The sequence below is a fragment of the Chelatococcus sambhunathii genome (genome assembly GCF_001418005.1).
GTDB lineage: Bacteria > Pseudomonadota > Alphaproteobacteria > Rhizobiales > Beijerinckiaceae > Chelatococcus_A > Chelatococcus_A sambhunathii.
In genome coordinates, this window is the sequence record NZ_LIOL01000002.1 from 412,107 (window position 1) to 434,825 (window position 22,719).

The following is a 22,719-nucleotide window of genomic DNA, read 5'->3' on the forward strand; positions in this document are numbered from 1 at the left end:
TCAAAATGTACCAATTGCAGCGGAGGGCTGAAAGTTATCATTCGGCCAGCGCTGCCGGGGTGTGCCGCAGCGCACCCGACGAAACCCGCACCCCGTGCGCCGGAGTGGGAACGCTCGCCGGCTCGGCGGCTCGCCAACACAGTCGAGGAAGGATGGCGCCAAGATATTGACGCTGCCGCTCGCGATCGGCACGCTATCTAGTAGTCATGGTCTCTCGAATCGTCCTGAAACGAGAGCTAAGAGGGAATCCGGTGCGCCGAGCGGCAAGGCCGGAGCTGCCCCCGCAACTGTGAGCGGCGAGCCAATCGTCCATCTCGTGTCACTGGAGCCCGCGGGCTCCGGGAAGGCCGGACGAAGGCGACGACCCGCGAGTCAGGAGACCTGCCGTGACTGGAACGAAACGTCCTCGGGCGGGGTGTCCCGGTGGGTCGCTTGGGTCGTCGGGACCACGGCGTGAGCCGTCGACGCCATCCTCGCATCCGCCCGGCCTTTGCCCCCGATAATGGGATTTGAAGCCGGTGTCTTTGTCCGTGGAAACCGAACGCCATCAACCAGATCAGGTCCGAGAACCCGCATCTGTGGACCGGCGCCTTCCAGGACGAGTTCAGGACGATGCTGAAGCAAGCGGCCGAGAGCGAGGCAGCCTGCGGGACGGGACACCATACCGCGCGGCTTCCTCGGGCTGAACGCGCCGCCGTGCGACCAGCATGCACTTCATCGCCAACCGCTGCTACGCAGCCACCTGTGTATGGCGCGAATGCCGTGCAAACGATCTTGCGCCGGTACCCGGCGTGACATAGTGAATGTTATAACATTTCATTTTGCTGCGACGCGCCCTGCTTTCAGCCATCTGCGCCGCTCCCGCACGGGATGGACGGCAAAACCAGATGGCCTGTTTCCCAAAAAGGACCATGACCTTGCCAACCAGCTTCCTCCGTCCCTTCCTCGGGGAGGAGTGCGATGCCGCCGAGCACCAGCATCTCGGGCGAGGCGTCGCGCGTCTGGCCGATGGCGTAGACGCCGGCGCAGGCGAGCGCGGCGAAGAGGAAGGCCATGACGGGAACGGCATAGGCCTCCGGCACGGGCAGCGCGACGCCGATGACGATGACGAGCGCCGCGCCGAAGCCCGCACCCGCCGAGACGCCGAGCGTGTAGCTCGACGCCAAGGGGTTGTTGAGGATGGTTTGCATGATCGCCCCCGAGAGCCCGAGCGCCGCGCCGACGACGAGCGCGACGAAGGCGACGGGCAGCCGGATCGACCACACGATGGCATCGACCGAGCGCTCCACCGCCATACCGGCGAGGGAGCGCACGACATCGGCCGGCGAGAGGAAGGCCGGGCCGGTCGCGACATCGAGGACGAGGCTCGCGACGAGCCCGAGGCTGCCGGCGAGGAGGACCATGGCGCGGCGCCGCGCGATGGCGCCGTGCAGGGCCGCGATGCCTTCGGCCCGGGGTTGCGCCAGCGGCGCGAGGAGCACGTCAGTCATGGCCGTAGTCCAGCATCCAGGTGCCGCTGAAGGGGATCGGCAGGTACTTCTCGTGGTAGTCCCGGAAGGCCCCGACCGGATCGACGTCGGCGAAGGCGGCGGGATAGAGCAGCTTGCCGATGAACTGCATCGCGACGAAGTCGTAGAGCGTGCGGCACAGGCCGTGCTCGATGGCGGCGATCCGCCCCTCGCGGATGGCGGCAAGGTCGGACCAGCCGGCCCGCTCGGCATAGGGGCGCAGGGTGGCGCGCGTGCCGTCCGGCGTCATGTCATAGCCGGTGCGCACGGCCTTCGGCCGGTTCACCCAGGACGAGCCGGCAATGAGGATGAGGTCCGGGTCCTCGGCGATGACGGTCTCGGGATTGAGCTGCCCCCACGGCCCCGGCAGCCGGCCCTCGGCGAGGTTCTCGGCGCCGAGGAGCGTGATGATCCGGCCCCACATGGTGCCGTTGTAGGTGTTGCCCACGGTGTCGGCGCCGCCCTGCCCCAGTTCCACATAGACCTTGGGGCGTGGCTTGCCGACCCGCTCGCTTCTGGCCCGCTCCACCCTAGCCATGACGTCGGCATATTCGCGCCGATAGAGGTCGGCGAGCTCTTCCGCGCGTTCCTCGGCCCCCATGACCCGGCCGATGGCCCGCGTCGAGGCGACATGCCGTTCGAGCTCCTGGGCGTTGTAGTCGATGACGACGATGGGGATGCCGGCGCCCTCGATCTGGTCGCGGGCCGTCGTCAGCGCCTTGTAGGCCCATTCGGAGAGGAAAAGGACATCGGGCTTCAGCCCGATCACCTTCTCGGCGCTGAAGCTGCCGTCGTCGGTGTGGCCGATATCGGGCATGTCGGCGAGGTTGGGGATGACCGCCTTGTAGCGGGAGAAGATGGCCGGTCGCCAGCCTTCCCACGGCGCACGCGAGATGCCGACGACGCGGCGCCAGCCTTCGAGGCCGGCCACTGCCGTGAATTCCTCGAAGTTGAAGTTGACGGCGACCCGCGCGACGGGAAGCTCGACCGTGACCTTGCGGCCGAGCGCATCGGTGATTTCGGTAGGGGCCGCGCCCGCCGCGAGCGGACAAGCGATGACGACGGCTGCCGCGAGCAGCCTCGAAACGGTTCTGAACATGGATGCCTGCCTTGCCGGCCGTGCTGGCCGGCGCTGTTCCGGGAAGACACGCAACGTGGCGCTTCGGGTGGGAAGGCGTTGCGATGGGACAGGGGGACGGGCGCTGTCGCCCGTTCAGGCAGCGGCCGGCGGCCCGCGTGGACAGGCGGGAGAATGCCAGGCGAGGAAGCCGCGCGGCTCGTCGCGATGGTTCGCGAAGGCGATGCGGTCCTCGATGCGGTAGGCGACGGGAGTGAAGGCGTTCGCTGCCGGCGGCACGGCGCTGCCCGCCAGGGAACATCCGACGATGCAGCAGTTGAAGCGCCCGTCCGTCGCAGGGGTGCCCTCGTCCTGCTGCATATCCATGGTGCCGGGAGCGCAGAGCATGAAGGCAATGTCGCCGTCCGGGCCTGAGACGGCATGGACCTCGACGGCAAGGCCTGTAAGGAGCGACTGCAAAACGAAGAGATAGGCCACGACGACCGCTATCCAGCGTCGCGTTCCCGTCTCCTGCCGTCTGCGCCTCATTTGCACGCACCGTCCCCCGGTTCACCGGCGACATTAGCATCGCGCCGGTGCGGCTCAACAGGACCTCGCTGCGGCCCAACGCCGCCTCGCCCTTTGACATATGCTTAGCACTGGGAGCGCGAGCGTAATTGATGTCGCGCAACCGCCAGGGAGAGAGTTATGTCATTAGATAAAGCAATTTTTAAATAATGTCCGACAAGCCACTTATATAAAATCATAATTCATTCTTTGAACGCGAACCGATCGCATTTAATGGAGGCGATCGCGCCAGAGCCGTCCGGCAGGTCTCTTGTGCCTCTCCAGCGTGTCAACAATCGAGGAGACCGCAAGGGATGGGTCCCCTAACCGCCGCAAAGGCTGATGCCCCCACGCTGCTCGGATCTTCATCGGCGAGGACGAGCGCTTCAATGGTCGCCCGTCTACGCGGATATCATGCTGAAAGCCCGCTCACCCTTCTCCTCGATCACCCTGTGGTGGCCCGCGCTCCATCTGGAGCCGTCGTCCTCCTGTCGCTCGGCGCCGTCTTTGCGGGCCATGCGCCCGCCGCCCGGCTCAACAGCTGGCAAGAGCGGGAACGGCATTGCGCAAAGGCAAGCACTCGAGCGAGTGGTAGAAATCGCATGCTCCACTGCCCGGCAAATTGAGGCAGGAATTCCCGCGCACCGCGCTATGATCGGCAGCCGGCGCCGGAAATGCGCCGGTGTGTACAAGGAATCTTTCGGGAGACGACATGAAGGTTGCCATTCTCGGGACCGGGGGTATCGGTCTTGCCACCGCCGCCTGGCTTGCCCACCACGGCCATGTGCCGGTGCTCTGGTCGCCGTCGGGCGCGGGCACGCGCGAGCTCGCGGCGGGGGAGAGCCTGCGCTACAGCGGCAAGATCGAGGGCGAGTGCCGGCCGGAGGTCGCTTCGAGCGCGGCCGGGGCTGTCGCGGATGCCGACGTCATCCTCGTCGCTGTTCCCGGCAACGGGCATCGCACCGTGATGGAAGCGGCGGCCCCGCACATCCGGCCCGGCCAGGTGGTCGTCATCAGTTCGTTGTGCTCGCTGAGCGCGCTCTACCTGTCGCGTCTCCTCGCCGAGCGGGGCGTCGAGGTGCCGATCGCCACCTGGGGCACCACGGTGCTGACGGCGCGCCGGCGCAGCGGCACCGACGTCGCGATCATGACGGTGCGCACCAGCCTGCATGTCGCCACCCTGCCCGTCTCGCAGGCCGCCGTAGGCCTCGAGACCTGCCGGACGCTCTTCGGCGACCGCTTCCTCGCGCAGTCCGACGTGCTCGCCACCTCACTCATCAACATCAACCCGGTGGCCCATCTCGGGCTGGCGCTCGGCAATCTCACGCGCATCGAACGCGGCGAGAACTGGCCGCAGTACCATTACATGACGGATTCCGTCAGCCGGCTGATCACGACGCTGGACCACGAGCGGCTCGCCGTTGCCGATGCCTTCGGCCTGAGGATCCATCCCATCGAGGAGCATTTCCACCGCTCCTTCGACGTGCCGATGACGGACCTCGCCGAGATCGCGCGGACGATCCATGCGCGGCGCGGCGGCCCGCCCGGGCCGACCTCGCTCGATACGCGCTTCATCCTGGAGGACGTGCCCTATGGTCTCGTCTTCGCCGAGGCGGTGGGCAAGATCGCCGGCGTCGACACCTCGGTGCATGCGGCGGCGATCACGCTCGTCTCGGCCATCTGGGGGCGCGACTTCCGGGCCGAGAACGACCTCCTGCCCGTGCTCGGCCTCGACGGCCTGTCGAAGGACGAACTGCTGCAGCGCGCCCGCCACGGCTGGCCGGCGGCCAAGGCATAGCAGGCGGACAGCCCATGGCGATCGACGAATTCGACCGTCGCATCCTTGCCGCCCTGCAGGGCGATGCGACCCTCTCCATCGCCGAGATCGCGGAGCGGGCGGGCCTGTCGCCCACACCGTGTTGGCGGCGCATCCAGAAGCTGGAACGGGCCGGCATCATCCGCAAGCGCGTCGCCCTGCTCGACCGCAAGCAGCTCAACGCCGGCGTCACCGTGTTCATCGCGGTGCGCACGAGCCAGCACACGCTCGCCTGGCTCGAGAAGTTCCAGAAGGCCGTGGCCGATATCCCGGAGATCGTCGACGTCTATCGCATGAGCGGCGAGATAGACTATCTCCTGCGCGCCCTCGTCACCGACATTGCGGCCTATGACGCGGTGTACAAGAAGCTCATCAGCCGCGTCGATCTCACCGACGTCTCCTCCATGTTCGCCATGGAGGAGATCAAGTCGACGACCGAGATACCGCTCGACTACGCCCTCGCCTCGGAATGAGCGGGCCGAGCGGCGGCCTTCAGGCCGCCGCCGGCTTGCGCTGCCGCTCGCGCCAGGCCCGGTAGAGCGGCGTCACCAGCACGAGGGCGGTCAGCAGCGCGATGATGATCGACACCCAGGACGACACCAGCACGGCCGGGTTGCCCTGGGAGATGGTGAGCGAGAGCCGCAGCTGGCTCTCGGCCATCGGCCCGAGGATGAGCCCGAGCACGACGGGCGCCTGCGGATAGCCCAGCTTCTCCATCACATAGGCGACGAGCCCGACGCCGACGAGGATGTAGAGGTCGAACATCGCGTTGTTGACGGCATAGACGCCGATGGCGACGAAGAGGATGATCAGCGGCGCCAGCACCACGCGCGGCAGCCGCAGCACCTGGCCGAAGATGCGCGTCGCGGCAAGGCCGCCGACGACGAGCAGCAGGAAGGCGGACAGGAGCATCTGCAGCATGAAGCCATAGACGACGTCCGGATGGTCGCGGAAGAGCTGCGGCCCCGGCCTGAGGCCATGCACCAGCAACCCGCCGAGAATGACGGCCGCGACGCCCGAGCCCGGAATGCCGAGCGACAGGGCCGGAATGAGCGCGGCTGCATTGTCCGCGCCGTTGCCGGCCTCCGAGGCCGCGACACCCTCCGGGTTGCCCTGCCCGAAGGTTTCCGGGCTGCGCGCCACGCGCTTGGCGTCGTTATAGGCGAGGAAGGACGACATGCTGCCGGCGGCGCCCGGCATGATGCCGATGAAGACGCCGATGGCGGAGCTGCGCAGCCAGACGGGCAGGAAATAGCGCCACTCGCGCAGGACGGAACGCTGTTTCCTGAATTTCAGGGCCGCTGCCGACATGCCTTCCTTGATCGATTCCTCCGCCATCTGGAAGACCGGCGGCAGGGCGAAGAGCCCGGTCAGCAGAACCACGATGCTGAAGCCGTCCATCAGCTCCAGGCTACCGAAGGTGAAGCGTTCGGTGCCGCTCGTCAGATCCTGCCCGACCGTGCCGATGAGGAGGCCGATGAGCGAGGCCGTGACGCCTTTGACGAGGTCGTCGCCGAGCAGCGCCGAGATGGTGGCAAGGCCGAGCATCGCCAGCCAGAAATATTCCGCCGGCCCGAACAGCAGGCTCACCTTGACGAGCGGCGGCGCGAAGAGGATGAGCGCGACAGCCGAGAGGGCACTGCCGATGACGCCGGAAACGACCGCGACCTGCAGCGCATAGGCGGCCTCGCCCCGTTTCGTCATCTCGTAGCCGTCGAGGATGGTGGCGACGGAGGCCGGCGTGCCAGGCACGCGCATGAGGATGGCGGGAATGGCGCCGCCGTAGCTGCCCGCGTTGTACATGCCGGCCATCATGCCGAGGGCGAACAGCGGATCGAGCCCGAAGGTGATGGGAATGAGGATGGCGATGCCGGTCGTCACCGTGAGGCCAGGCAACGCGCCGACGACGAGGCCGGCGACAGAGCCGATGACGACGGCGAGAAGATTGGCCGGCGCGAAGACGTGCGGCAGGGCATGGATAAGGGCATCGATCACCGCACCGTCTCCCACAGGTGCATCAGGACGTCGGGCGGCAGGGGCCGCTCGAGGACGACATTGAAGATGAGGACGATCGCGGCAAGCGTGCCGAGGGCGAGCGGGACGGTGAGCGCGAGGCGCCGATAGCCGAGCACGAACGGCAGGCCGACGGCGAGCGCGAAGCTCGGCAGCAGGTAGCCGGCGACGCCGATGGCCGCGACATAGGCGACGAGGATCACGACCGCGAGCAGGAAGCGCGGCAGATGGGCGAAGAACGGCTGCCCGCCGGCTTCGGTGCCGTGCCGGAGCTGGCGCACGGTGACGATGAGGCCGCACAGGGCGAGCAGTGCCGCCAGCACGCGCGGGAAGGCCGCGCTCTCGGCCGGATAATCGGCCGAGAGGACGAATACCGCACCCGCGACGGCGATCAGCGCCGCCGCGAACACGATCTCGACGATGCGTCGAGAGGGACCGGTCGTCACCGCCACGGCGAGACCTTCCAGGTCGCCTCGAGGTCGGCGGTGCTCTTTTCGAGGAAGGCCTTGTAGTCACCCGAGGCAAGATAGTGTAGCGGGATCTCCGCCTTCTTGGCCGCCTCGAGGTATTCTGGATCGTTCAGAGCCTTGTCGACCGCCGCTTCGAGCTTGGCGACGATATCGGCAGGAATGCCCTTGGGCGCGGCGATGCCACGCGATGACCCGGCGACGACGTCATACCCCTGTTCGCGGAAGGTCGGCGCATCCTTCAGATAGTCCGAGCGCCCCTCGCTCATGACGCCGATGACGCGGATCTCGCCCTCGCGCGACAGCTGCAGCGCCTCGCTGAGGTTCATCGTCGCCGCGGGGATGTGGCCGCCGAGCACCGCCTGGCGCACCGGCGCCGTGCCGCCGAAGGGCGCGTGCGTCAGCTTGACGTCGGCCAGGCGCTCGAAATTGAGGATGGTGATGTGCTCGGACGAGCCGACGGCGCCGGACGTGCCGATGGCGATCGAGCCGGGCTTCGCCTTGGCCGCCTCGACGAGATCCTTCACGGACTGGTACGGGCTGTTCTTGCCGACGACGAGCACGCCCGGGTCGTAGACGAGGTTCGCGATGGGCTGGAAGTCGTCCATCTTGAACTTGGCCTTGCCCTCGACAACGAGCGCATTGATGGCCGGTACGTTGATGAAGCCAATGGTGTAGCCGTCCGGCTTGGCCTGAGCGACTGCCGTCCAGCCGATCTCGCCGCCGGCGCCGGGCTTGTTGATGACGGCGATGCGCGCGCCGCCGCCGAGGTGCTTCTCCATGAAGCTCGCGATCGAGCGGGCGGCAACGTCGGTGCCGCCGCCCGGCGCGAAGGCGACGATCATCTCGATCGGCTTCGTTGGATAATCTGCCGCAAGGGCGCTGCCGGACAACGCGACGGCGGCAACCACTCCCATGACCCCTGCGCGGAAAACTCGTTTCATCTGCTCCACTCCTCCGAAAATCCGCCGCATCGGAACGGCGGCGCACTGCCGATCTTGTTGTCCTCTATAACGGCCAACGTGTTCTTTTCAACGTACAACAGAAAGACGGTTCTGCCGGCACGACGGCCTGACGATAGCGCAGGAGCAGCGGAATAGGTTTTCCTTTCACGCCGCTGCCGGCCCCTGCCCCGAAAATGCCGTGCGGACGCTCCTCCGTGGTTGAAATATTACTGTCACCCACCGTGTGGAGCCGAACAGGGGCACCGGCCGAAAATTCTGCTATTGAGGGCCCCAATCGGCCGCTGCCGCCCGACACCGAGGCTCGACATGAAACCGTCCCGCGACATCGAGGTGCTCCTTGCCATCATGGCGGCGCTGCGCACGCCCGGCACCGGTTGCCCCTGGGATCTCGAACAATCCTTCGAGACCATCGTGCCCTATACGATCGAGGAGGCCTATGAGGTGGCCGATGCGATCGAGCGGCGGGATTTCCTCGACCTGCGCGATGAGCTCGGCGATCTCCTGCTGCAGGTCGTTTTCCATGCCCGCATGGCGGAGGAAGAGGGCCTGTTCGCTTTCGGCGATGTCGTTCAGGCAATCACCGCCAAGCTCATCCGCCGCCATCCGCACGTCTTCGGCGAGGCGCGCGATCTCGCGCCGGAGGCGGTGAAGGCGCTCTGGCACGACATCAAGCGGCAGGAGAAGGACGAACGTCGCCGCGAGCGCTCCACCGCGGGCGGGGAGGAGGACGCGCCCCGCGGCCTCCTCGCCGACGTGCCCAAGGTGCTGCCCGCGTTGACAAGGGCCGAGAAGCTGCAGCGCAAGGCGGCGACGGTCGGCTTCGACTGGACGGATCGGCGGGCCGTCGTTGACAAGATCCGCGAGGAGCTTCGCGAGGTGGAGGAGACGCTCGATTCGACCGACCGGGCGGCTCAGCAGGACGAGATCGGCGACCTGCTCTTCGCCGTCGCCAATCTCGCTCGCCACCTCGAAATCGACCCGGAGGCGGCGCTGCGCGGCACCAATACCAAGTTCGAGCGCCGCTTCCGCTTCATCGAGCAAGTCGTTGAAGGCCAGGGCGCATCCATGGCCGACGTCTCCCTCGAGGACATGGAGGACATCTGGCAGGAAGCCAAGCGCAGGGAACGCGAGGGCGCGTGAGGCTCAGGCCGCGACGCGCCGCGCGCCGGGGCAGCGCCGGGTCAGGCGTGCCTCCTTGTCGGGCGACAGGCGGATGGTCAGCGCGATGTGTCCGTCCTCGCCCTCCTCGCGCCTGAGGATTTCGGCCTCCTCATAGAGCCAGTTGAGCGTCGCCCCCTCCGTCGGGGCGAGGTCCACCCGGTAGACGGGCCTGCCGGCGGCGATGCGCGCCTCGATCTCGGCGAGCAGGGCGTCGATGCCATATCCGGTCTGGGCCGACACGAGCACCGGCTGCGGCCCTTCACCCTTGCGAACGGCGAGCGCGGCGAGGCGCTCGCGGCCCGCTTCATCGAGCAGGTCAGCCTTGTTCCAGACCTCGATGAGGCTGCGTTGGCGGGTTTCGTCGATGCCGAGCTCGCGCAGGATGGTCTCGACGTCGGCCGCCTGGGCTTCGGTATCCTCGTGCGACACATCGCGCACGTGCAGGAGCACGTCGGCCTCGACGACGTCTTCCAGCGTCGCGCGGAAGGCGGCAACGAGCATCGTCGGCAGATCGGAAATGAAGCCGACGGTATCGGAGAGGATGGCCTTCTCCCCGTGCGGCAGGGTGATGGCGCGCGCCGTCGGGTCGAGCGTCGCAAACAGCATGTCCTCGGCCATCACCGAGGCGGTGGTGAGCCGATTGAACAGCGTCGACTTGCCGGCGTTGGTGTAACCGACCAGCGCGATGACGGGATAAGGCACGCGCCGGCGGCTGGCGCGGTGCAGCGAGCGGGTGCGCTTGACCTGCTCGAGGTCGCGCTCGATCCGCGTCATGCGCTCCTGGATGATGCGTCGATCCGCCTCGATCTGCGTCTCACCGGGACCGCCGAGAAAGCCGAAGCCGCCGCGCTGGCGTTCGAGGTGCGTCCACGAGCGCACCAGCCGGCTCTTCTGATAGGCCAGATGCGCCAGCTCGACCTGGAGCGCGCCCTCGCGCGTCCGGGCCCGGCGGCCGAAGATCTCGAGAATGAGCCCGGTGCGGTCGATGACCTTGCACCCCCAGGCCCGTTCCAGATTGCGCTGCTGCACCGGCGACAGCGCGCAGTCCATCACCACGAGGCCGATGTGGGAGGCCTTGATGGCTCCGGTCAGCTCCTCGACCTTGCCCTTGCCGAGATAGGTCGACGGGCGCACGTCGTCGAGCGTCACGATGAAGGCCTCGACGACGTCGAGGTCGATGGCGCGCGCGAGGCCCACCGCTTCGTCGAGCCGCGCCTGCGGATCCCGCAGGTTCGCTCCGCCCTCCTCCCGCACGCGTGCCTTGCGCGCAGGATAAGGACCGACAACGAAGGTCGCGGTCCCCGAAGCGACGGTCTTCTCAGGCTCGTTCAGGTGCGCGGCAAGCGCGCCCTTTCGGTTTTTCGGTTCGGTCAAGTCAGGCCTTTTCGCCGCCCTCTTCGCCCTGCTCGAAGAGCTGAATCGGATGGCCTGGCATGATCGTCGAAATCGCATGCTTGTAGACAAGCTGCGAATGGCCATCCCGGCGCAGAAGGACGCAGAAGTTGTCGAACCAGGTCACGACGCCCTGCAGCTTCACGCCATTGACGAGGAAGATCGTCAGCGGAACCTTGTTCTTACGGACGTTGTTGAGAAAAGTGTCTTGCAGGTTCTGCGTGCGTTCGCCCGCCATTGTTGAGCCTCGTCAGCCGTGCCGCCGCCGGTCCGCGGCGCGCTTTTGTTGTTCTTGCCCGCTGGAGAGAATCGTCCCAGGCCCAGGGCATATCAGACCGGTTGGTATCATTACAAAGGCATAGGACTTTACGCGCAAGTGGTCTTGCGCGCATTAAGTTTGTTTATTGCGGTTTCGGGCAAGTTGCGCCGTGGAATGGAGCGTGCGCCCGAGGCCGTGGCGCGGAGTGCGCCTTGCCGGTCCGCTCACGAGCCGATCCCCAGCGACTTGAGCTTGCGATGCAGGGCTGAGCGCTCCATGCCGATGAATTCGGCCGTGCGCGAGATGTTGCCCGAGAAGCGGTTGATCTGTGCGATCAGATATTCGCGCTCGAAAATCTCGCGCGCATCGCGCAGTGGCAGGCTCATCAGCTTTTCGCCGCCCGCCCCGGCCGGTGTCGTCGGCACGAGCGAGCCGATCTCGGCCGGCAGCATCTCGGCGGTGATGGAGACCTCCGGATCGCCGCCGGCAAGAATCATCAGCCGTTCAACGTTGTTGCGCAACTGGCGGACATTGCCGGGCCAGTCGTGCGTCTGCAACACGGCCATGGCATCCTCGGCGATGAGGCGCTTGGCAAGGCCGGTTGCCGACGAGATCTGGTCCATGAAGAAGTCGACCAGTTCGGGCACGTCCTCGCGCCGCTCGGCGAGCGAGGGCACGCGGATCGGCACGACGCTGAGGCGGTGGAACAGGTCCTCGCGGAACCGGCCCGCGGCGATGGCTTCCGTCAGGTCGTGGCTCGTCGAGGAGATGATGCGCACGTCGACATGGACGCGTGTTGCCCCGCCGACGCGCTGGAAGTTCTGGTCCACGAGAACGCGCAGAATGCGGTTCTGCGTCTCGCGTGGCATGTCGGCGATCTCGTCGATGTAGAGCGTGCCGCCGTGGGCTTCCTCGAGCGCGCCGGTGCGGCGCGCCCTGCCCTCGCCGGCCTCCACGCCGAAGAGCTCGCTCTCCATGTTCTCGGGCGTGATTGTCGCCGCGTTGATGACCACGAAGGGTCCATTGGCCCGGCTTGAGAGGCCGTGCAGCGTGCGTGCCGTCAGCTCCTTGCCGACCCCCGGCGCGCCGGTGATGAGCACGCGCGCGTTCGTCGGCGCGGTGCGCTCCACCGCCTGCCGCAGCTGGTTGATGGCAGCCGAGCGGCCGACAATGCGGCTCGCCTGAACCGAGCGCGTGCGCAGTTCCTTGATCTCGCGCTTGAGGCGTGAGGCCTCGAGCGCGCGCTCGGCGACGAGCACCAGCCGGTCCGCCTTGAACGGCTTCTCGATGAAGTCGTAGGCGCCGCGCTTGATGGCGGAAACGGCCGTCTCGATGTTGCCATGGCCGGAGATCATGATCACCGGAAGTTCGGGGTGGTTCTCCTTGATGTTGTCGAGAACCTGCAGCCCGTCGAGCCGGCTGCCCTGCAGCCAGATATCGAGGAAGACGAGGTGCGGCCGCCGTTGCTCGATGCTGGCCAGCGCCTCGTCGGAGCTGCCGGCGGTGCGCGTGCGGTGCCCCTCGTCCTCCAGAATTCCGGCCACGAGCTCGCGGATATCGGCCTCGTCGTCAACGACCAGGATGTCTGCACTCATCCGTCCTGCCCCGTATGCAATGCCGCGGCTCTCGCGCGCCCGCCCTCATCGGGCGAATCTTCGGCCGCGTCGGTCATGGGAAACCACAGCCTGACACGGGCGCCCGAGCGCCCGCGCTCGTCCGGCGGCGCATCGATGAGCTCGATGCCGCCGCCGTGGTCTTCGAGAATCTTGCCGACGATGGCGAGGCCGAGACCCGTGCCCCCCTCTCGCGTCGTCATGTAGGGTTCCAGCAGCCGCTGGCGCCCTTCGCGCGGGAAGCCCTTGCCATTGTCGGCGATGTCGATGACGACGCGCCCGCCGTCCTCGCGCGTGACGGCGACAGCAATGCGGCCGGGCCCGCGCTCCTCCTCCGGCACGGCGAGGACCGCCTCGGTGGCGTTCTTGACAATGTTCGTCACCGCCTGGGAGATCAGGCGCCGGTCGAAGCGCGCGGCGATGGAATCGGGCTCGTAGCGCTCTTCGAAGGTGATTTCGGGATTGCCGACGCGCATCAGGAAAATGACCTGCCGCACTGTCTCGACCACGTCGTCGTGGGCGAGCGAAGGTTTGGGCATGCGCGCGAAGGACGAGAACTCGTCGACCATGCGCTTGATATCGTCCACCTGGCGCACGATGGTCGCGACGCACTGGTCGAAGACCTCCCGATCGGCAACGATGACCTTGCCGTACTTGCGCCGGATGCGCTCAGCCGAGAGCTGGATCGGTGTCAGCGGGTTCTTGATCTCATGCGCGATACGCCGCGCCACATCGGCCCAGGCCGAGGTGCGCTGGGCAGTAACGAGATCGGTGATGTCGTCGAGGGTGACGACGAAACCCTTGTCTTGGCCAACAGCCTGCTCGCTGGTGACGCGCACCGTGAGCATGCGGTCGCGCCCGTCGCGGTTGATGGAAATCTGCCCCTGCACGAACTGCCGGTGCCGACTTGTGAGAGCCTCCTCCACGAGTTCTGCGAGCTCTGGCACCGCCTCGGCCACGGGACGGCCGACGAGGCGCGACGCTGGCTGGCGCAACAACTGTTCGGTCGAGGGGTTGACGATCGTGATGCGGCCGTGCGCATCCGTGCCCACCACGCCGGCGGAGACGCCGGCGAGCACCGCCTCGGTGAAGCGCCGGCGCTTGTCGAGCACGTCACTCGCCTCCGTGAGGCTGTCGTGCTGCTGGCGCAGCTCGCTCGTCATCTTGTTGAAGGTCGCACCGAGATGGGCAAGATCACCCTCAGCGCGGCGGATCGGCACCTGGACGTAGAAATTGCCGGTCGCCACTTGGTCCGTGGCGTGGATGAGGCGGCGGATCGGTGCGACGAGGCGGTTGGCGAAACTGAGGCCGAGCCATACCGCCGACAGGAGGACGATGAGCGCGACGAGCGCGAACATCGAGGCGAAGGCGATCTGGATCCCGGCCTTCTTCGCTTCGAGCGCCTGGTAATAGGCGACGCCCGCCTCGGCCTCGCCCGGGAAGGAGACGGCGCGCGGATCGACGGCCCGCGCCACGAACAGCACCGCATCGCCATAGGAGGGAAGCTTGATGACGGCGCGGAAGATGTTGCTGTTGCTCGTGATGAGGCAGTCGGCGTCGGTCGGGCTTGCCCCCGCCAGAACCTCCTTGTCCGGCAGGGTGAGGCCCTCGAGCTGTTTGGCTTCGATGCGCTCCATGACCTCGCCGTCCTGTTGGATGAGCATGGCCACGGGAAAGCCGAGATAGAGCGCCCGGGAGGTCATGAAATCCCGGTAGAGCCGCCGGTCGACGTCGAACATCGGCTTGGCGCGATTGAGGTCGTCGGCCATCAGGTAGGTCTCGCGCACCAGCGAGCGGCACTGGCTGTCGCGGTAGGCCTTGGCGATGTCCAGCGTGTTGGTCATCAGCGCCTTGAGCGAACCGGTGAACCAGGGGTCAAGCCCCCGCTCCAGCGTCACCGTGGCGACGATGGCAACGAGCACGGCCGGGAAGGCCGCGACGAGGCTGAACAGCGAGACGATGCGCACGTGCAGCCCCGCCGCGGCGGCGCCCCGGCGCCGTGCGCGAAACAGGCTCCACGTGTCCCACAGGACGATCGCGACAAGCGCGATGACGAGCACGACATTGATGAACAGCGCCCAGACGACGACCTCGTGCGTCGGCAGGATGGGCGTGAGGCCAGCGAGCACGAGAAAGGTGATGAGCGCGCTCGCCAGCGCCGTGACCACGGCAATGGTGCCGACCAGCCCGGAGACGCGCGCCGAGCCCTTTTCGTCGCGCACCGTGCTGCGGGTGCCCTGGTTCGATGTTGACGTCACGAGGCCTCGAATCTTCGAGCCGAACGGCTCAGTCAGCGACTCGACTGCCCTTGTGATGCATCAAGACAACAGTGTTGTCAAAATATGACAGAGCGCAGGGAATGCTCATCGCGCGCTGCGGATCACCTGCATGTCGAGGTCGCGAATTTTCTTCCGCAATGTGTTGCGATTGAGACCGAGCAGCTCCGCCGCCTTGATCTGGTTGCCGCGGGTGGCGGCAAGCGCAGCACCGATCAGCGGCGGCTCGATCTGCCTCAGGATGCGATGATAGAGGCCGGGCGGCGGCAGCCGGTCGGGAAACTCGGCGAAATAGGCGGCAAGATGCTGCTCGACGGCTTCCGAGAGGCTCGCCGGCGCCGCCGTTGCGACCGCGTCATCGGCCGCGAGCGCGCCGACCGGCTCGAGCTCGGCGTCGATGATCGGCGCGGTGATCGTCTCCTGCGGGTAGAGCGCGGCGAGACGGCGCACGAGGTTCTCGAGCTCGCGCACGTTGCCCGGCCAGCGATAGCGCTTGAGCTTGTCGAGGGCCTCGGCGTCGATCTGCTTCCGCGCCAGCCCCTCCTTCTCAATCATGCCGAAGAAATGGCGCGCGAGGTCGGGAATATCCTCGCTGCGCTCGCGCAGCGGCGGCAGGCGCAACGGCACGACGTTGAGGCGGAAGTAGAGATCCTCGCGGAACAGGCCCTGATTGATGGAGACTCTGAGGTCCTTGTTGGTCGCCGCGATGATGCGGACATTGGTCTTGATCGGCACCCGGCCGCCGACGGTCGTGTACTCGCCCTGCTGCAGCACGCGCAGGAGGCGCGTCTGCGCCTCCATGGGCATGTCGCCGATCTCGTCGAGGAAGAGCGTGCCGCCCTCCGCCTGCTCGAAACGCCCGGCGTTGCGGCCGGTGGCACCGGTGAAGGCCCCCTTCTCGTGGCCGAAGAGCTCCGATTCGATGAGGTCGCGCGGGATGGCGGCCATGTTAACGGCGACGAAGGGTCCGTTGCGGCGCTTGCCGTAGTCGTGCAGGGCGCGCGCCACGAGCTCCTTGCCGGTGCCCGACTCACCGGTGATCATCACGGTGAGGTCCGTCGGCATCAGGCGCGCCAGCGCGCGATAGATCTCCTGCATGGCCGGGGAGCGCCCGACGAGGGGTATGTCCTCGCCCTCGATGCCGTGCGCCGAGACAGCGGCCCCCCGCGGGCGCGAGAGGGCGCGGCCGACGATGGCGACGAGCTCCTTCAGGTCGAAGGGTTTGGGCAAATATTCATAGGCGCCGCGCTCGGAGGCGCGGATCGCGGTCATGAACGTGTTCTGCGCGCTCATGACGATGATCGGCAGCTCCGGCCGGATCTTCTTGATGCGCGGCAGCAGGTCGAAGGCATTCTCGTCCGGCATCACGACGTCGGTGATGACGAGGTCGCCCTCGCCCTGCGAAACCCAGCGCCACAGCGTCGCCGCCTGGCCCGTGGAGCGTACGTCATAGCCGGCGCGCGACAGCGCCTGATTAAGGACCGTACGGATTGCTGCATCGTCGTCTGCTACTAGAACGCTGCCGCGCTGCATCTCGTTATCCCATCATGTCCTTGTTGCCCGCCCGTCATGGGCGAGAAGCATCGGCATCAGCAGGCGGAAGGTCGTACGCCGCGGGGCGGACTCGCACTCGACGATGCCGCCGTGATCGCCGATGACCTTGGCAACCAAAGCAAGACCGAGGCCAGTTCCCTGGGCCTTGGTGGTCACGAAGGGATCGAACAAGTTCGGCAGGAGGTCCTGCGGCACGCCCGGACCGTTATCCCGCACGCGGATCTCGAGCGGCAGGCTGAGCCGCTCTTCCGAGCCACGGATCTGCATGCGCACACCCGGGCGGAAGGCAGTGGCCAGCGTGATCTCGCCGTCGACTGCGTCCGGCCCGATTGCCTCGGCCGCGTTCTTCACGAGGTTGAGCAACACCTGGATGAGCTGGTCGCGATTGCCGTAGAGCGGTGGCAGCGACGGGTCGTATTCCTCGACGAAGCGGATATGGCGCGCGAAGCCCGAGACCGCCAGCCGCTTCACGTGGTCGAGCACGTCGTGGATGTTGACGGGGCCACGCTCTATCGGCCGCTCCTCGCCGAAGACCTCCATGCGCTCGACGAGCTTCACGATGCGGTCGCTCTCGTCACAGATGAGGCGCGTGAGCAGGCGGTCATTCTCGTTGGCCGTCGCTTCGAGCAGCTGTGCCGCGCCGCGGATGCCGGAGAGCGGGTTCTTGATCTCGTGCGCCAGCATGGAGCCGAGCGCGGTGATGGACCGGGCCGCGCCGCGATGGGTCAGCTGCCTGTCCATTTTTTCGGCAATTGTCCGTTCTTGCAGCATCAGGACGACGCGGCCACGCGGCTCGGCGAGGGGCGTTGCGAAAACGTCGACGATGCGCGAGCCGCCGAGACGCGGCGAACCGATGTCGACCCGGTATTCGCTGACGCTGGCCCCGCGCTGGCGCACCTCCTCGACGAGTGCGATGACCGGCGAACCGAACGGCAGAAGCTCGCTGAGGCGCTGCCGGCGCAGGAGGTTGAGCCCCGTCTCGAAGAAGCTCTCGGCGGCGATGTTGGCCTGGGTGATGAGCCCCTCGGCATCGACCGTGATGACGGGAAGCGGCAGGACATTGACGATGGCATCGCCGTCCTGTTCGAAACCTCTGTTCATGAGCGGCAACTCTTCGCTCGCGACGATCTCCTGCGCGTTCATGCGGCATCCTCGAGCGGCACGTCGGCAAACATGGCGCGCAGCGCCGCGATGACGTGTTGGGGGGTCTCGGAGGTGACGATCCGCGCCCGCTCGACGCGGGCGAGCTTGCTGCCGAGCGCGATGGCATGTTCGGCATAGGCTGCAAGGTGCTTGCGAGCGTGCCTTAGACCCATCTCGCGGCCGTAGAGTGAAAGAAGCGTCTCATAATGCTCGATGGCAGCTGCGCCGCGCGTCGCGGCGTCGGGTGCCCCGCCCTGCCGGCCGGCATCCCCGGCGAGATCGCGGGCAATCTCGCCGACAAGCCAGGGCCGGCCCACGGCGGCGCGGCCGATCATGACCACATCGGCGCCCGACAGCCGCAAGGCCTCGCGGGCGTCTGCCGAGTCAGCGATGTCGCCGTTGACGACGAGGGGCAAGGAGGTGGCAGCGCGCACAGCCGCGACCGCCGCCCAGTCGGCGCTGCCCTTGTAGAACTGCTGGCGTGTGCGCCCGTGTACGGTGACGAGGCGCACGCCGGCCGCTTCGGCGCGGCGGGCGAGCTCCGGCGCATTGCGGCTCGCGTCATCCCAACCGAGCCGCATCTTCAGGGTGACCGGCACGCGAACGGCGGCGACGACGGCCTCCACCAGCCGTGTGGCATGGTCGAGATCCCGCATCAGCGCCGAGCCGGCCCAGCCGCCCGTCACCTTCTTCGCCGGGCAACCCATGTTGATGTCGATGATGTCGGCGCCCGCCTCCGCCGCGACGCGGGCCCCCTCCGCCATCCAGTGCGGATCGCAGCCGGCGACCTGCACGACGTGCGGCGAGACGCCCTCGCCTTCCGCCCGCATGCGCGCTTCCTCGTCGCCGCGCGCCAGTTCCTGCGAGGCCACCATCTCGGACACGACGAGGGAGGCGCCGAAACGGCGCGCCAGCCGGCGCAGTCCGACGTCCGTCACGCCCGACATGGGCGCGAGGAAAGCACGTCCGTCGATTGCGACAGAGCCGATCGCTAAAGTCATCTGCCCATTTCTTGATCATACACAGCGTTGCATCAAAATTGCGCAAAATCTTGCGCTGCACAATAGGCTCGTTCGCCGCAGCCCGGTGCATTTGCGCTGAGCGCCCCGCCGCCTTATCAGAACGGCCGGGACTCGTCTCGCCCCAACCGGGGTGGACGGTGGAAGAGGTCGAGAGCCGTTCGATGCCGCTCGTTGCAGCCATCATCGTCGCCGCCGGTCGCGGCACACGGGCGCGCCCGCACGCGCTACCCAAGCAGTACCGGCTCCTGGCCGGGCGGCCGCTGGTCGCTCACAGCCTCGCGGCGATGCTGCGTCATCCGGCCATCGCCAAGGTCCTGTGCGTCATCCATCCCGACGACCAAGCCATCTACAACCAGATCGCACGCGGTCTCGAACACGAGGGCAAGCTGCTGCCGGCCGGCTTCGGCGGCGCGACCCGGCAGGCCTCGGTCCACGCAGGCCTCGAGGCACTTGCCGGGCAGATGGGGCGCGCGCCGGACATCATCCTTGTGCATGACGCGGCGCGCCCGTTCCTCTCGCCGCAGCTCATCGACCGGGCGATCGCGGCCGCCGAGCTCTACGGCGCGGCTGTGCCCGGTCTCGCAGTGACGGATACGGTCAAGGTCGTCGGCGCCGATGGCTGCGTGGCCGAGACGCCAGACAGGGCCATGCTGCGCACGGTGCAGACGCCGCAGGCCTTCGCTTTCCCCGCACTTCTCGCCGCCCATCGCGCGGCCGCCGAGCGAGGCATCGACGGCTTCACCGACGACGGCGCCATCGCCGAATGGGCGGGCGGCACCGTCCACATCTTTCCCGGAGAGGCGCGGAACGTGAAACTGACGACCGGCGAGGACTTCGTTGAGGCGGAACGGCGCCTGTCGGCACAGCGCGACATGACGGTGCGCTTCGGCATCGGCTATGACGTGCACACCTTCGGCGAGGGCGATCACATCATGATCGGCGGCATCGCCATCGCGCACGAGCGCGGCATCGTCGCCCATTCGGATGGCGACGTGGTGCTGCATGCCCTAACCGATGCTTTGCTCGGCGCCATCGCGGAGGGCGACATCGGCACCCATTTCCCCCCGTCCGACCCGCAGTGGAAGGGCGCATCCTCCGACCTCTTCCTGCGCGATGCCGGCGAGCGCGTGCGCCGGCGCGGCGGCATCATCGACAATGTCGACGTCATCGTCGTCTGCGAGCGGCCCCGCATCGGGCCGCATCGCGAGGCCATTCGCGCACGGATCGCCGAGATCCTCGGCATCGGCACGGGGCAGGTTTCCGTCAAGGCGACGACCTCGGAAGGGCTCGGCTTCACCGGCCGGCGCGAGGGCATCGCCGCCCAGGCGAGCGCCACAGTGCGCCTGCCGGCATCCTCGGAGGGACAGGCATGATCGACGGTGCCATTCTCGCCCAGGCGGAGGCCCTGCTCGCGGCCTGCCGCCAGCGCGGCCTGAAGATCGCCACGGCCGAATCCTGCACCGGCGGGCTCGTCGCCGGCGCGCTCACAGCCATCGCCGGATCGTCCGACGTCGTCGAGCGCGGCTTCGTCACCTATTCCAACGAGGCGAAGGTCGAAGCCATCGGCGTCGATGCGGATCTGATCGGCGAACACGGTGCTGTCAGCGAGCCGGTGGCGCGGGCCATGGCCACGGGCGCCCTCGCCCGTTCGCGGGCCGATCTCGCCGTTGCCGTCACCGGTATCGCGGGCCCCGGCGGAGGCAGCGCGGCAAAGCCGGTCGGCCTCGTTCATTTCGCCGTGGCCATGCGTACCGGCAAGGTCCTCCATCGGGAGGAGCGTTTGGGCGACATCGGCCGCTCCGAGGTGCGGCGATTGTCGGTGGCGGTAGCCCTCACGATGCTCGAAGAGGCCTGTGCCGGGGCTTGACCTGGCTTCAGGCCCGGGCAGCCACGCTTCCGCCTCGGCCGTAGACCTCCCGGGCCCGCTCCTCGAACGCTTCCGCGAACTTGTGGAAGGCGCGCTCGAAGACCGCGCCCATGACGAGGCCGAGCGCCATGCTCTTGAACTCGTAGGAAATGAAGAAATCCACCTCACAGCCACCATTATCAAGGTGAAGGAAGGCCCAACGGTTCTCGAGATGACGGAAGGGCCCATCAACATATTCAACCAGGATGCGCATGCGCGGCCTGTCGAGAGTGACGCGGCTCGTGAAGGTCTCGCGGATAGCCTTGTAGCCGACTGTCATGTCGGCGACGAGGGTCTCCACCCCCTCGCCGCTGGCGGCGCGCCGGCGCACGCGCAGTGCCTCGCACAGCGGCAGGAATGCGGGATAGCGTTCCACATCCGCCACGAGGTCGAACATCTGCGCCGGCGTGTGCGGCACGCGACGCTTGTTGCGAAACGACGGCATGATGCCCGTCAGGCGCCCAGCCTGGCCGCGCGTGCCGCCTTCAGCCGCTCGAAATCCTCGCCGGCATGGTGCGAGGAGCGCGTCAGCGGGCTCGACGACACCATGAGGAAGCCCTTGGCATAGGCCGTCGTCTCATAGGCCTTGAACTCGTCCGGCGTGACGAAGCGGACGATGGGATGGTGCTTCTTCGTCGGCTGCAGGTACTGGCCGACGGTGAGGAAGTCGACGTCGGCCGCCCTCAGGTCGTCCATGAGCTGCAGCACCTCGTTCCGCTCCTCGCCAAGGCCGACCATGATGCCGGACTTCGTGAAGATGGTCGGGTCGAGCTCCTTCACGCGCTGAAGGAGGCGCACCGAGTGGAAATAGCGTGCCCCCGGCCGTACCTTGAGGTACTTCGACGGTACCGTCTCGAGATTGTGGTTGAACACGTCCGGCCGCGCCTTCACCACGACCTCGAGCGCGCCTTCCTTGCGCAGGAAGTCCGGCGTCAGCACCTCGATGGTCGTCTTCGGCGAGCGGGCGCGGATGGCGGCGATGACCTCGGCGAAATGCTGCGCGCCGCCGTCGGCGAGATCGTCACGGTCGACCGAGGTGATGACGACGTGGCTGAGGCCGAGCTTCTCGACGGCCTTGGCGACGCCCTCCGGCTCGTCCCTGTCGAGCGGCTGGGGCATGCCGGTCTTGACATTGCAGAAGGCGCAGGCGCGCGTGCACGTATCCCCCATGATCATGAAGGTCGCGTGCTTCTTCTCCCAGCACTCGCCGATATTGGGGCAGCCAGCCTCCTCGCAGACCGTCACGAGCTTGTTCTCGCGCACGATGCGATTGGTCTCGGCCCACTTGGGCGAACCCGGTGCCTTCACGCGGATCCAGTCCGGCTTGCGCATCACGGGCTGGTCCGGCCGATGGGCCTTTTCGGGGTGGCGCGGGCGTGGGTCGCGATTGAGCAGGTCGAGAACGACAGCCATCAGACATCTCCGCGGGGTCGCCCCTCGCGGACGACCTCTCTTGGTTATGTATTTGCAGGCCGTCTCGCAAGTAGGCAAGCCAGTTCGGGCGCGGCAAAGCGCCCTTCATCAAGGCACGGCTCCGCGCGCAGAATGTGCAATATCCTCCTCGCGCAGAACCTCAGGCGTTTTATGCGCGTGAAATCGCACGCTACCATCGCCGCCTGATCAGGCTGAGCAGGAACAGAAGCACAACGGCGCCGATCGTTGCCACGACGAGGCTGACCAACAGACTTCTGCCTGCCGGCATCAGGCCGAGCGCGCCGAGGATCGACGGCCCGATCAGGGCGCCGATGAGGCCGACGATGAGATTGGTGAGGAGACCGTGGTTGCGGTTCATCACCTTCTCGGCGATGAAGCCCGCCAGAATACCGATAAGAATGAGCCAGAGAAGATTGATGCCTTGAACTCCGAGAATACCGACCCCTTGCATGAATGCCCCCTTGCAATCGAGAAAAAGAGCGCAACCAAGGATCGCTCCTCTTCGCCTCGACAGCAAGGAGTCGGTACAAGTTCTGTACGCGCCGCTCATCGTGCGGCGCGCACGA

General features: G+C 67.1%; 21 protein-coding genes, 1 pseudogene and 1 riboswitch. Of the genes and pseudogenes, 6 read left to right on the forward strand and 16 right to left on the reverse strand.

What is annotated here, in order from left to right; genetic code table 11:
• Nucleotides 1-190 precede the first annotated feature (190 nt).
• A riboswitch (cobalamin riboswitch) is annotated at nt 191-403 on the forward strand.
• A gap of 137 nt (nt 404-540) precedes the next feature.
• Nucleotides 541-785: pseudogene (locus ASC46_RS21685) on the forward strand (hypothetical protein); the annotation flags it as partial.
• 57 nt (nt 786-842) lie between these two features.
• Here the strand turns inward: ASC46_RS21685 and ASC46_RS05480 are convergent.
• The 3 genes from ASC46_RS05480 to ASC46_RS05490 all read right to left on the reverse strand — a co-directional run bounded on the left by ASC46_RS05480 (nt 843) and on the right by ASC46_RS05490 (nt 3,114).
• Nucleotides 843-1,490 carry a FecCD family ABC transporter permease gene (locus ASC46_RS05480; protein ID WP_245280475.1) on the reverse strand — a complete coding sequence of 216 codons (648 nt, stop codon included), beginning with the start codon at nt 1,488-1,490 and terminating at the stop codon, nt 843-845.
• Nucleotides 1,483-2,607 (reverse strand): ABC transporter substrate-binding protein, encoded by a 1,125-nt coding sequence (locus ASC46_RS05485; protein WP_055458274.1) that lies wholly within the window; start codon nt 2,605-2,607, stop codon nt 1,483-1,485. Before ASC46_RS05485 ends, ASC46_RS05480 begins: the two co-directional genes overlap by 8 nt.
• 114 nt (nt 2,608-2,721) lie before the next feature.
• The gene (locus tag ASC46_RS05490; protein WP_141659656.1) at nt 2,722-3,114 is read right to left on the reverse strand and encodes a hypothetical protein; all 393 of its coding nucleotides are present in this window, start codon (nt 3,112-3,114) and stop codon (nt 2,722-2,724) included.
• A gap of 730 nt (nt 3,115-3,844) precedes the next feature.
• Here ASC46_RS05490 and ASC46_RS05495 point away from each other — a divergent pair.
• Both ASC46_RS05495 and ASC46_RS05500 read left to right on the forward strand, forming a co-directional pair.
• Entirely contained in the window at nt 3,845-4,930 is a 1,086-nt protein-coding gene (locus ASC46_RS05495; protein WP_055458276.1) for an NAD/NADP-dependent octopine/nopaline dehydrogenase family protein, read from the forward strand.
• Nucleotides 4,931-4,950: 20 nt separating this feature from the next.
• On the forward strand, nt 4,951-5,421 hold the full coding sequence (locus tag ASC46_RS05500; protein WP_055458494.1) for an Lrp/AsnC family transcriptional regulator: 471 nt from the start codon (nt 4,951-4,953) through the stop codon (nt 5,419-5,421).
• Between the two features lie 19 nt (nt 5,422-5,440).
• On the opposite strand, the gene ASC46_RS05505 is transcribed toward ASC46_RS05500, so the two are convergent.
• The 3 genes from ASC46_RS05505 to ASC46_RS05515 are packed head-to-tail and all read right to left on the reverse strand — an operon-like array spanning nt 5,441 to nt 8,372.
• Nucleotides 5,441-6,943 (reverse strand): tripartite tricarboxylate transporter permease, encoded by a 1,503-nt coding sequence (locus ASC46_RS05505; protein ID WP_096335329.1) that lies wholly within the window; start codon nt 6,941-6,943, stop codon nt 5,441-5,443.
• Entirely contained in the window at nt 6,940-7,413 is a 474-nt protein-coding gene (locus ASC46_RS05510) for a tripartite tricarboxylate transporter TctB family protein (RefSeq protein ID WP_055458277.1), read from the reverse strand. The genes ASC46_RS05505 and ASC46_RS05510 overlap by 4 nt, the downstream gene beginning before the upstream one ends.
• Nucleotides 7,404-8,372 carry a tripartite tricarboxylate transporter substrate binding protein gene (locus ASC46_RS05515; protein ID WP_072249432.1) on the reverse strand — a complete coding sequence of 323 codons (969 nt, stop codon included), beginning with the start codon at nt 8,370-8,372 and terminating at the stop codon, nt 7,404-7,406. Before ASC46_RS05515 ends, ASC46_RS05510 begins: the two co-directional genes overlap by 10 nt.
• 327 nt (nt 8,373-8,699) lie before the next feature.
• Here ASC46_RS05515 and mazG point away from each other — a divergent pair, with 327 nt between their 5' ends.
• Complete coding sequence (mazG, locus tag ASC46_RS05520; RefSeq protein ID WP_055458278.1) at nt 8,700-9,533, forward strand: nucleoside triphosphate pyrophosphohydrolase; 834 nt, start codon at nt 8,700-8,702, stop codon at nt 9,531-9,533.
• A 3-nt stretch (nt 9,534-9,536) separates the two neighbouring features.
• Here the strand turns inward: mazG and hflX are convergent, their stop codons facing one another.
• From hflX to dusB, 7 genes are all read right to left on the reverse strand, one after another.
• Entirely contained in the window at nt 9,537-10,928 is a 1,392-nt protein-coding gene (hflX, locus tag ASC46_RS05525) for a GTPase HflX (RefSeq protein WP_055458279.1), read from the reverse strand.
• Nucleotide 10,929: 1 nt separating this feature from the next.
• Nucleotides 10,930-11,184 carry an RNA chaperone Hfq gene (gene hfq / locus ASC46_RS05530; RefSeq protein WP_055458280.1) on the reverse strand — a complete coding sequence of 85 codons (255 nt, stop codon included), beginning with the start codon at nt 11,182-11,184 and terminating at the stop codon, nt 10,930-10,932.
• A 245-nt stretch (nt 11,185-11,429) separates the two neighbouring features.
• Nucleotides 11,430-12,800 carry a nitrogen assimilation response regulator NtrX gene (gene ntrX / locus ASC46_RS05535; RefSeq protein WP_055458281.1) on the reverse strand — a complete coding sequence of 457 codons (1,371 nt, stop codon included), beginning with the start codon at nt 12,798-12,800 and terminating at the stop codon, nt 11,430-11,432.
• On the reverse strand, nt 12,797-15,076 hold the full coding sequence (locus ASC46_RS05540; protein ID WP_245280476.1) for a sensor histidine kinase NtrY-like: 2,280 nt from the start codon (nt 15,074-15,076) through the stop codon (nt 12,797-12,799). Before ASC46_RS05540 ends, ntrX begins: the two co-directional genes overlap by 4 nt.
• A gap of 105 nt (nt 15,077-15,181) precedes the next feature.
• Nucleotides 15,182-16,627 (reverse strand): nitrogen regulation protein NR(I), encoded by a 1,446-nt coding sequence (gene ntrC, locus ASC46_RS05545; protein WP_055458282.1) that lies wholly within the window; start codon nt 16,625-16,627, stop codon nt 15,182-15,184.
• Nucleotides 16,628-16,639: 12 nt separating this feature from the next.
• Nucleotides 16,640-17,749, reverse strand: coding sequence for a two-component system sensor histidine kinase NtrB (locus ASC46_RS05550; RefSeq protein WP_055458498.1), 1,110 nt, complete (start codon nt 17,747-17,749; stop codon nt 16,640-16,642).
• A 38-nt stretch (nt 17,750-17,787) separates the two neighbouring features.
• Nucleotides 17,788-18,792 carry a tRNA dihydrouridine synthase DusB gene (gene dusB, locus ASC46_RS05555; protein WP_055458283.1) on the reverse strand — a complete coding sequence of 335 codons (1,005 nt, stop codon included), beginning with the start codon at nt 18,790-18,792 and terminating at the stop codon, nt 17,788-17,790.
• 182 nt (nt 18,793-18,974) lie between these two features.
• On the opposite strand from dusB, the gene ASC46_RS05560 reads away from it, so the two are divergent.
• A complete protein-coding gene (locus ASC46_RS05560) occupies nt 18,975-20,186 on the forward strand; it encodes a bifunctional 2-C-methyl-D-erythritol 4-phosphate cytidylyltransferase/2-C-methyl-D-erythritol 2,4-cyclodiphosphate synthase (RefSeq protein WP_055458284.1) in 1,212 nt (403 codons plus the stop codon).
• On the forward strand, nt 20,183-20,680 hold the full coding sequence (locus ASC46_RS05565) for a CinA family protein (RefSeq protein WP_055458285.1): 498 nt from the start codon (nt 20,183-20,185) through the stop codon (nt 20,678-20,680). Before ASC46_RS05560 ends, ASC46_RS05565 begins: the two co-directional genes overlap by 4 nt.
• Nucleotides 20,681-20,687: 7 nt before the next feature.
• Here the strand turns inward: ASC46_RS05565 and ASC46_RS05570 are convergent, their stop codons facing one another.
• From ASC46_RS05570 to ASC46_RS05580, 3 genes are all read right to left on the reverse strand, one after another.
• Nucleotides 20,688-21,164, reverse strand: coding sequence for a type II toxin-antitoxin system RatA family toxin (locus tag ASC46_RS05570; RefSeq protein WP_055458286.1), 477 nt, complete (start codon nt 21,162-21,164; stop codon nt 20,688-20,690).
• Between the two features lie 8 nt (nt 21,165-21,172).
• Entirely contained in the window at nt 21,173-22,132 is a 960-nt protein-coding gene (gene lipA, locus ASC46_RS05575; RefSeq protein WP_055458287.1) for a lipoyl synthase, read from the reverse strand.
• A gap of 190 nt (nt 22,133-22,322) precedes the next feature.
• Nucleotides 22,323-22,703, reverse strand: coding sequence for a GlsB/YeaQ/YmgE family stress response membrane protein (locus ASC46_RS05580; protein WP_245280477.1), 381 nt, complete (start codon nt 22,701-22,703; stop codon nt 22,323-22,325).
• Between the last annotated feature and the right edge of the window lie 16 nt (nt 22,704-22,719).

Bases quoted from the DNA above. Each gene is read 5' to 3' on its own strand.
- ASC46_RS05490 (WP_141659656.1), bottom strand. From the start codon at position 3,114: ATGAGGCGCAGACGGCAGGAGACGGGAACGCGACGCTGGATAGCGGTC.
- ASC46_RS05580 (WP_245280477.1), bottom strand. From the start codon at position 22,703: ATGAGCGGCGCGTACAGAACTTGTACCGACTCCTTGCTGTCGAGGCGA.
- ASC46_RS05560 (WP_055458284.1), top strand. From the start codon at position 18,975: ATGCCGCTCGTTGCAGCCATCATCGTCGCCGCCGGTCGCGGCACACGG.
- ASC46_RS05485 (WP_055458274.1), bottom strand. From the start codon at position 2,607: ATGTTCAGAACCGTTTCGAGGCTGCTCGCGGCAGCCGTCGTCATCGCT.
- ASC46_RS05550 (WP_055458498.1), bottom strand. From the start codon at position 17,749: ATGAACAGAGGTTTCGAACAGGACGGCGATGCCATCGTCAATGTCCTG.
- mazG (WP_055458278.1), top strand. From the start codon at position 8,700: ATGAAACCGTCCCGCGACATCGAGGTGCTCCTTGCCATCATGGCGGCG.
- ASC46_RS05480 (WP_245280475.1), bottom strand. From the start codon at position 1,490: ATGACTGACGTGCTCCTCGCGCCGCTGGCGCAACCCCGGGCCGAAGGC.
- ASC46_RS05495 (WP_055458276.1), top strand. From the start codon at position 3,845: ATGAAGGTTGCCATTCTCGGGACCGGGGGTATCGGTCTTGCCACCGCC.
- ASC46_RS05515 (WP_072249432.1), bottom strand. From the start codon at position 8,372: ATGAAACGAGTTTTCCGCGCAGGGGTCATGGGAGTGGTTGCCGCCGTC.
- ASC46_RS05565 (WP_055458285.1), top strand. From the start codon at position 20,183: ATGATCGACGGTGCCATTCTCGCCCAGGCGGAGGCCCTGCTCGCGGCC.
- ASC46_RS05570 (WP_055458286.1), bottom strand. From the start codon at position 21,164: ATGCCGTCGTTTCGCAACAAGCGTCGCGTGCCGCACACGCCGGCGCAG.
- dusB (WP_055458283.1), bottom strand. From the start codon at position 18,792: ATGACTTTAGCGATCGGCTCTGTCGCAATCGACGGACGTGCTTTCCTC.
- hfq (WP_055458280.1), bottom strand. From the start codon at position 11,184: ATGGCGGGCGAACGCACGCAGAACCTGCAAGACACTTTTCTCAACAAC.
- lipA (WP_055458287.1), bottom strand. From the start codon at position 22,132: ATGGCTGTCGTTCTCGACCTGCTCAATCGCGACCCACGCCCGCGCCAC.
- ntrC (WP_055458282.1), bottom strand. From the start codon at position 16,627: ATGCAGCGCGGCAGCGTTCTAGTAGCAGACGACGATGCAGCAATCCGT.
- ntrX (WP_055458281.1), bottom strand. From the start codon at position 12,800: ATGAGTGCAGACATCCTGGTCGTTGACGACGAGGCCGATATCCGCGAG.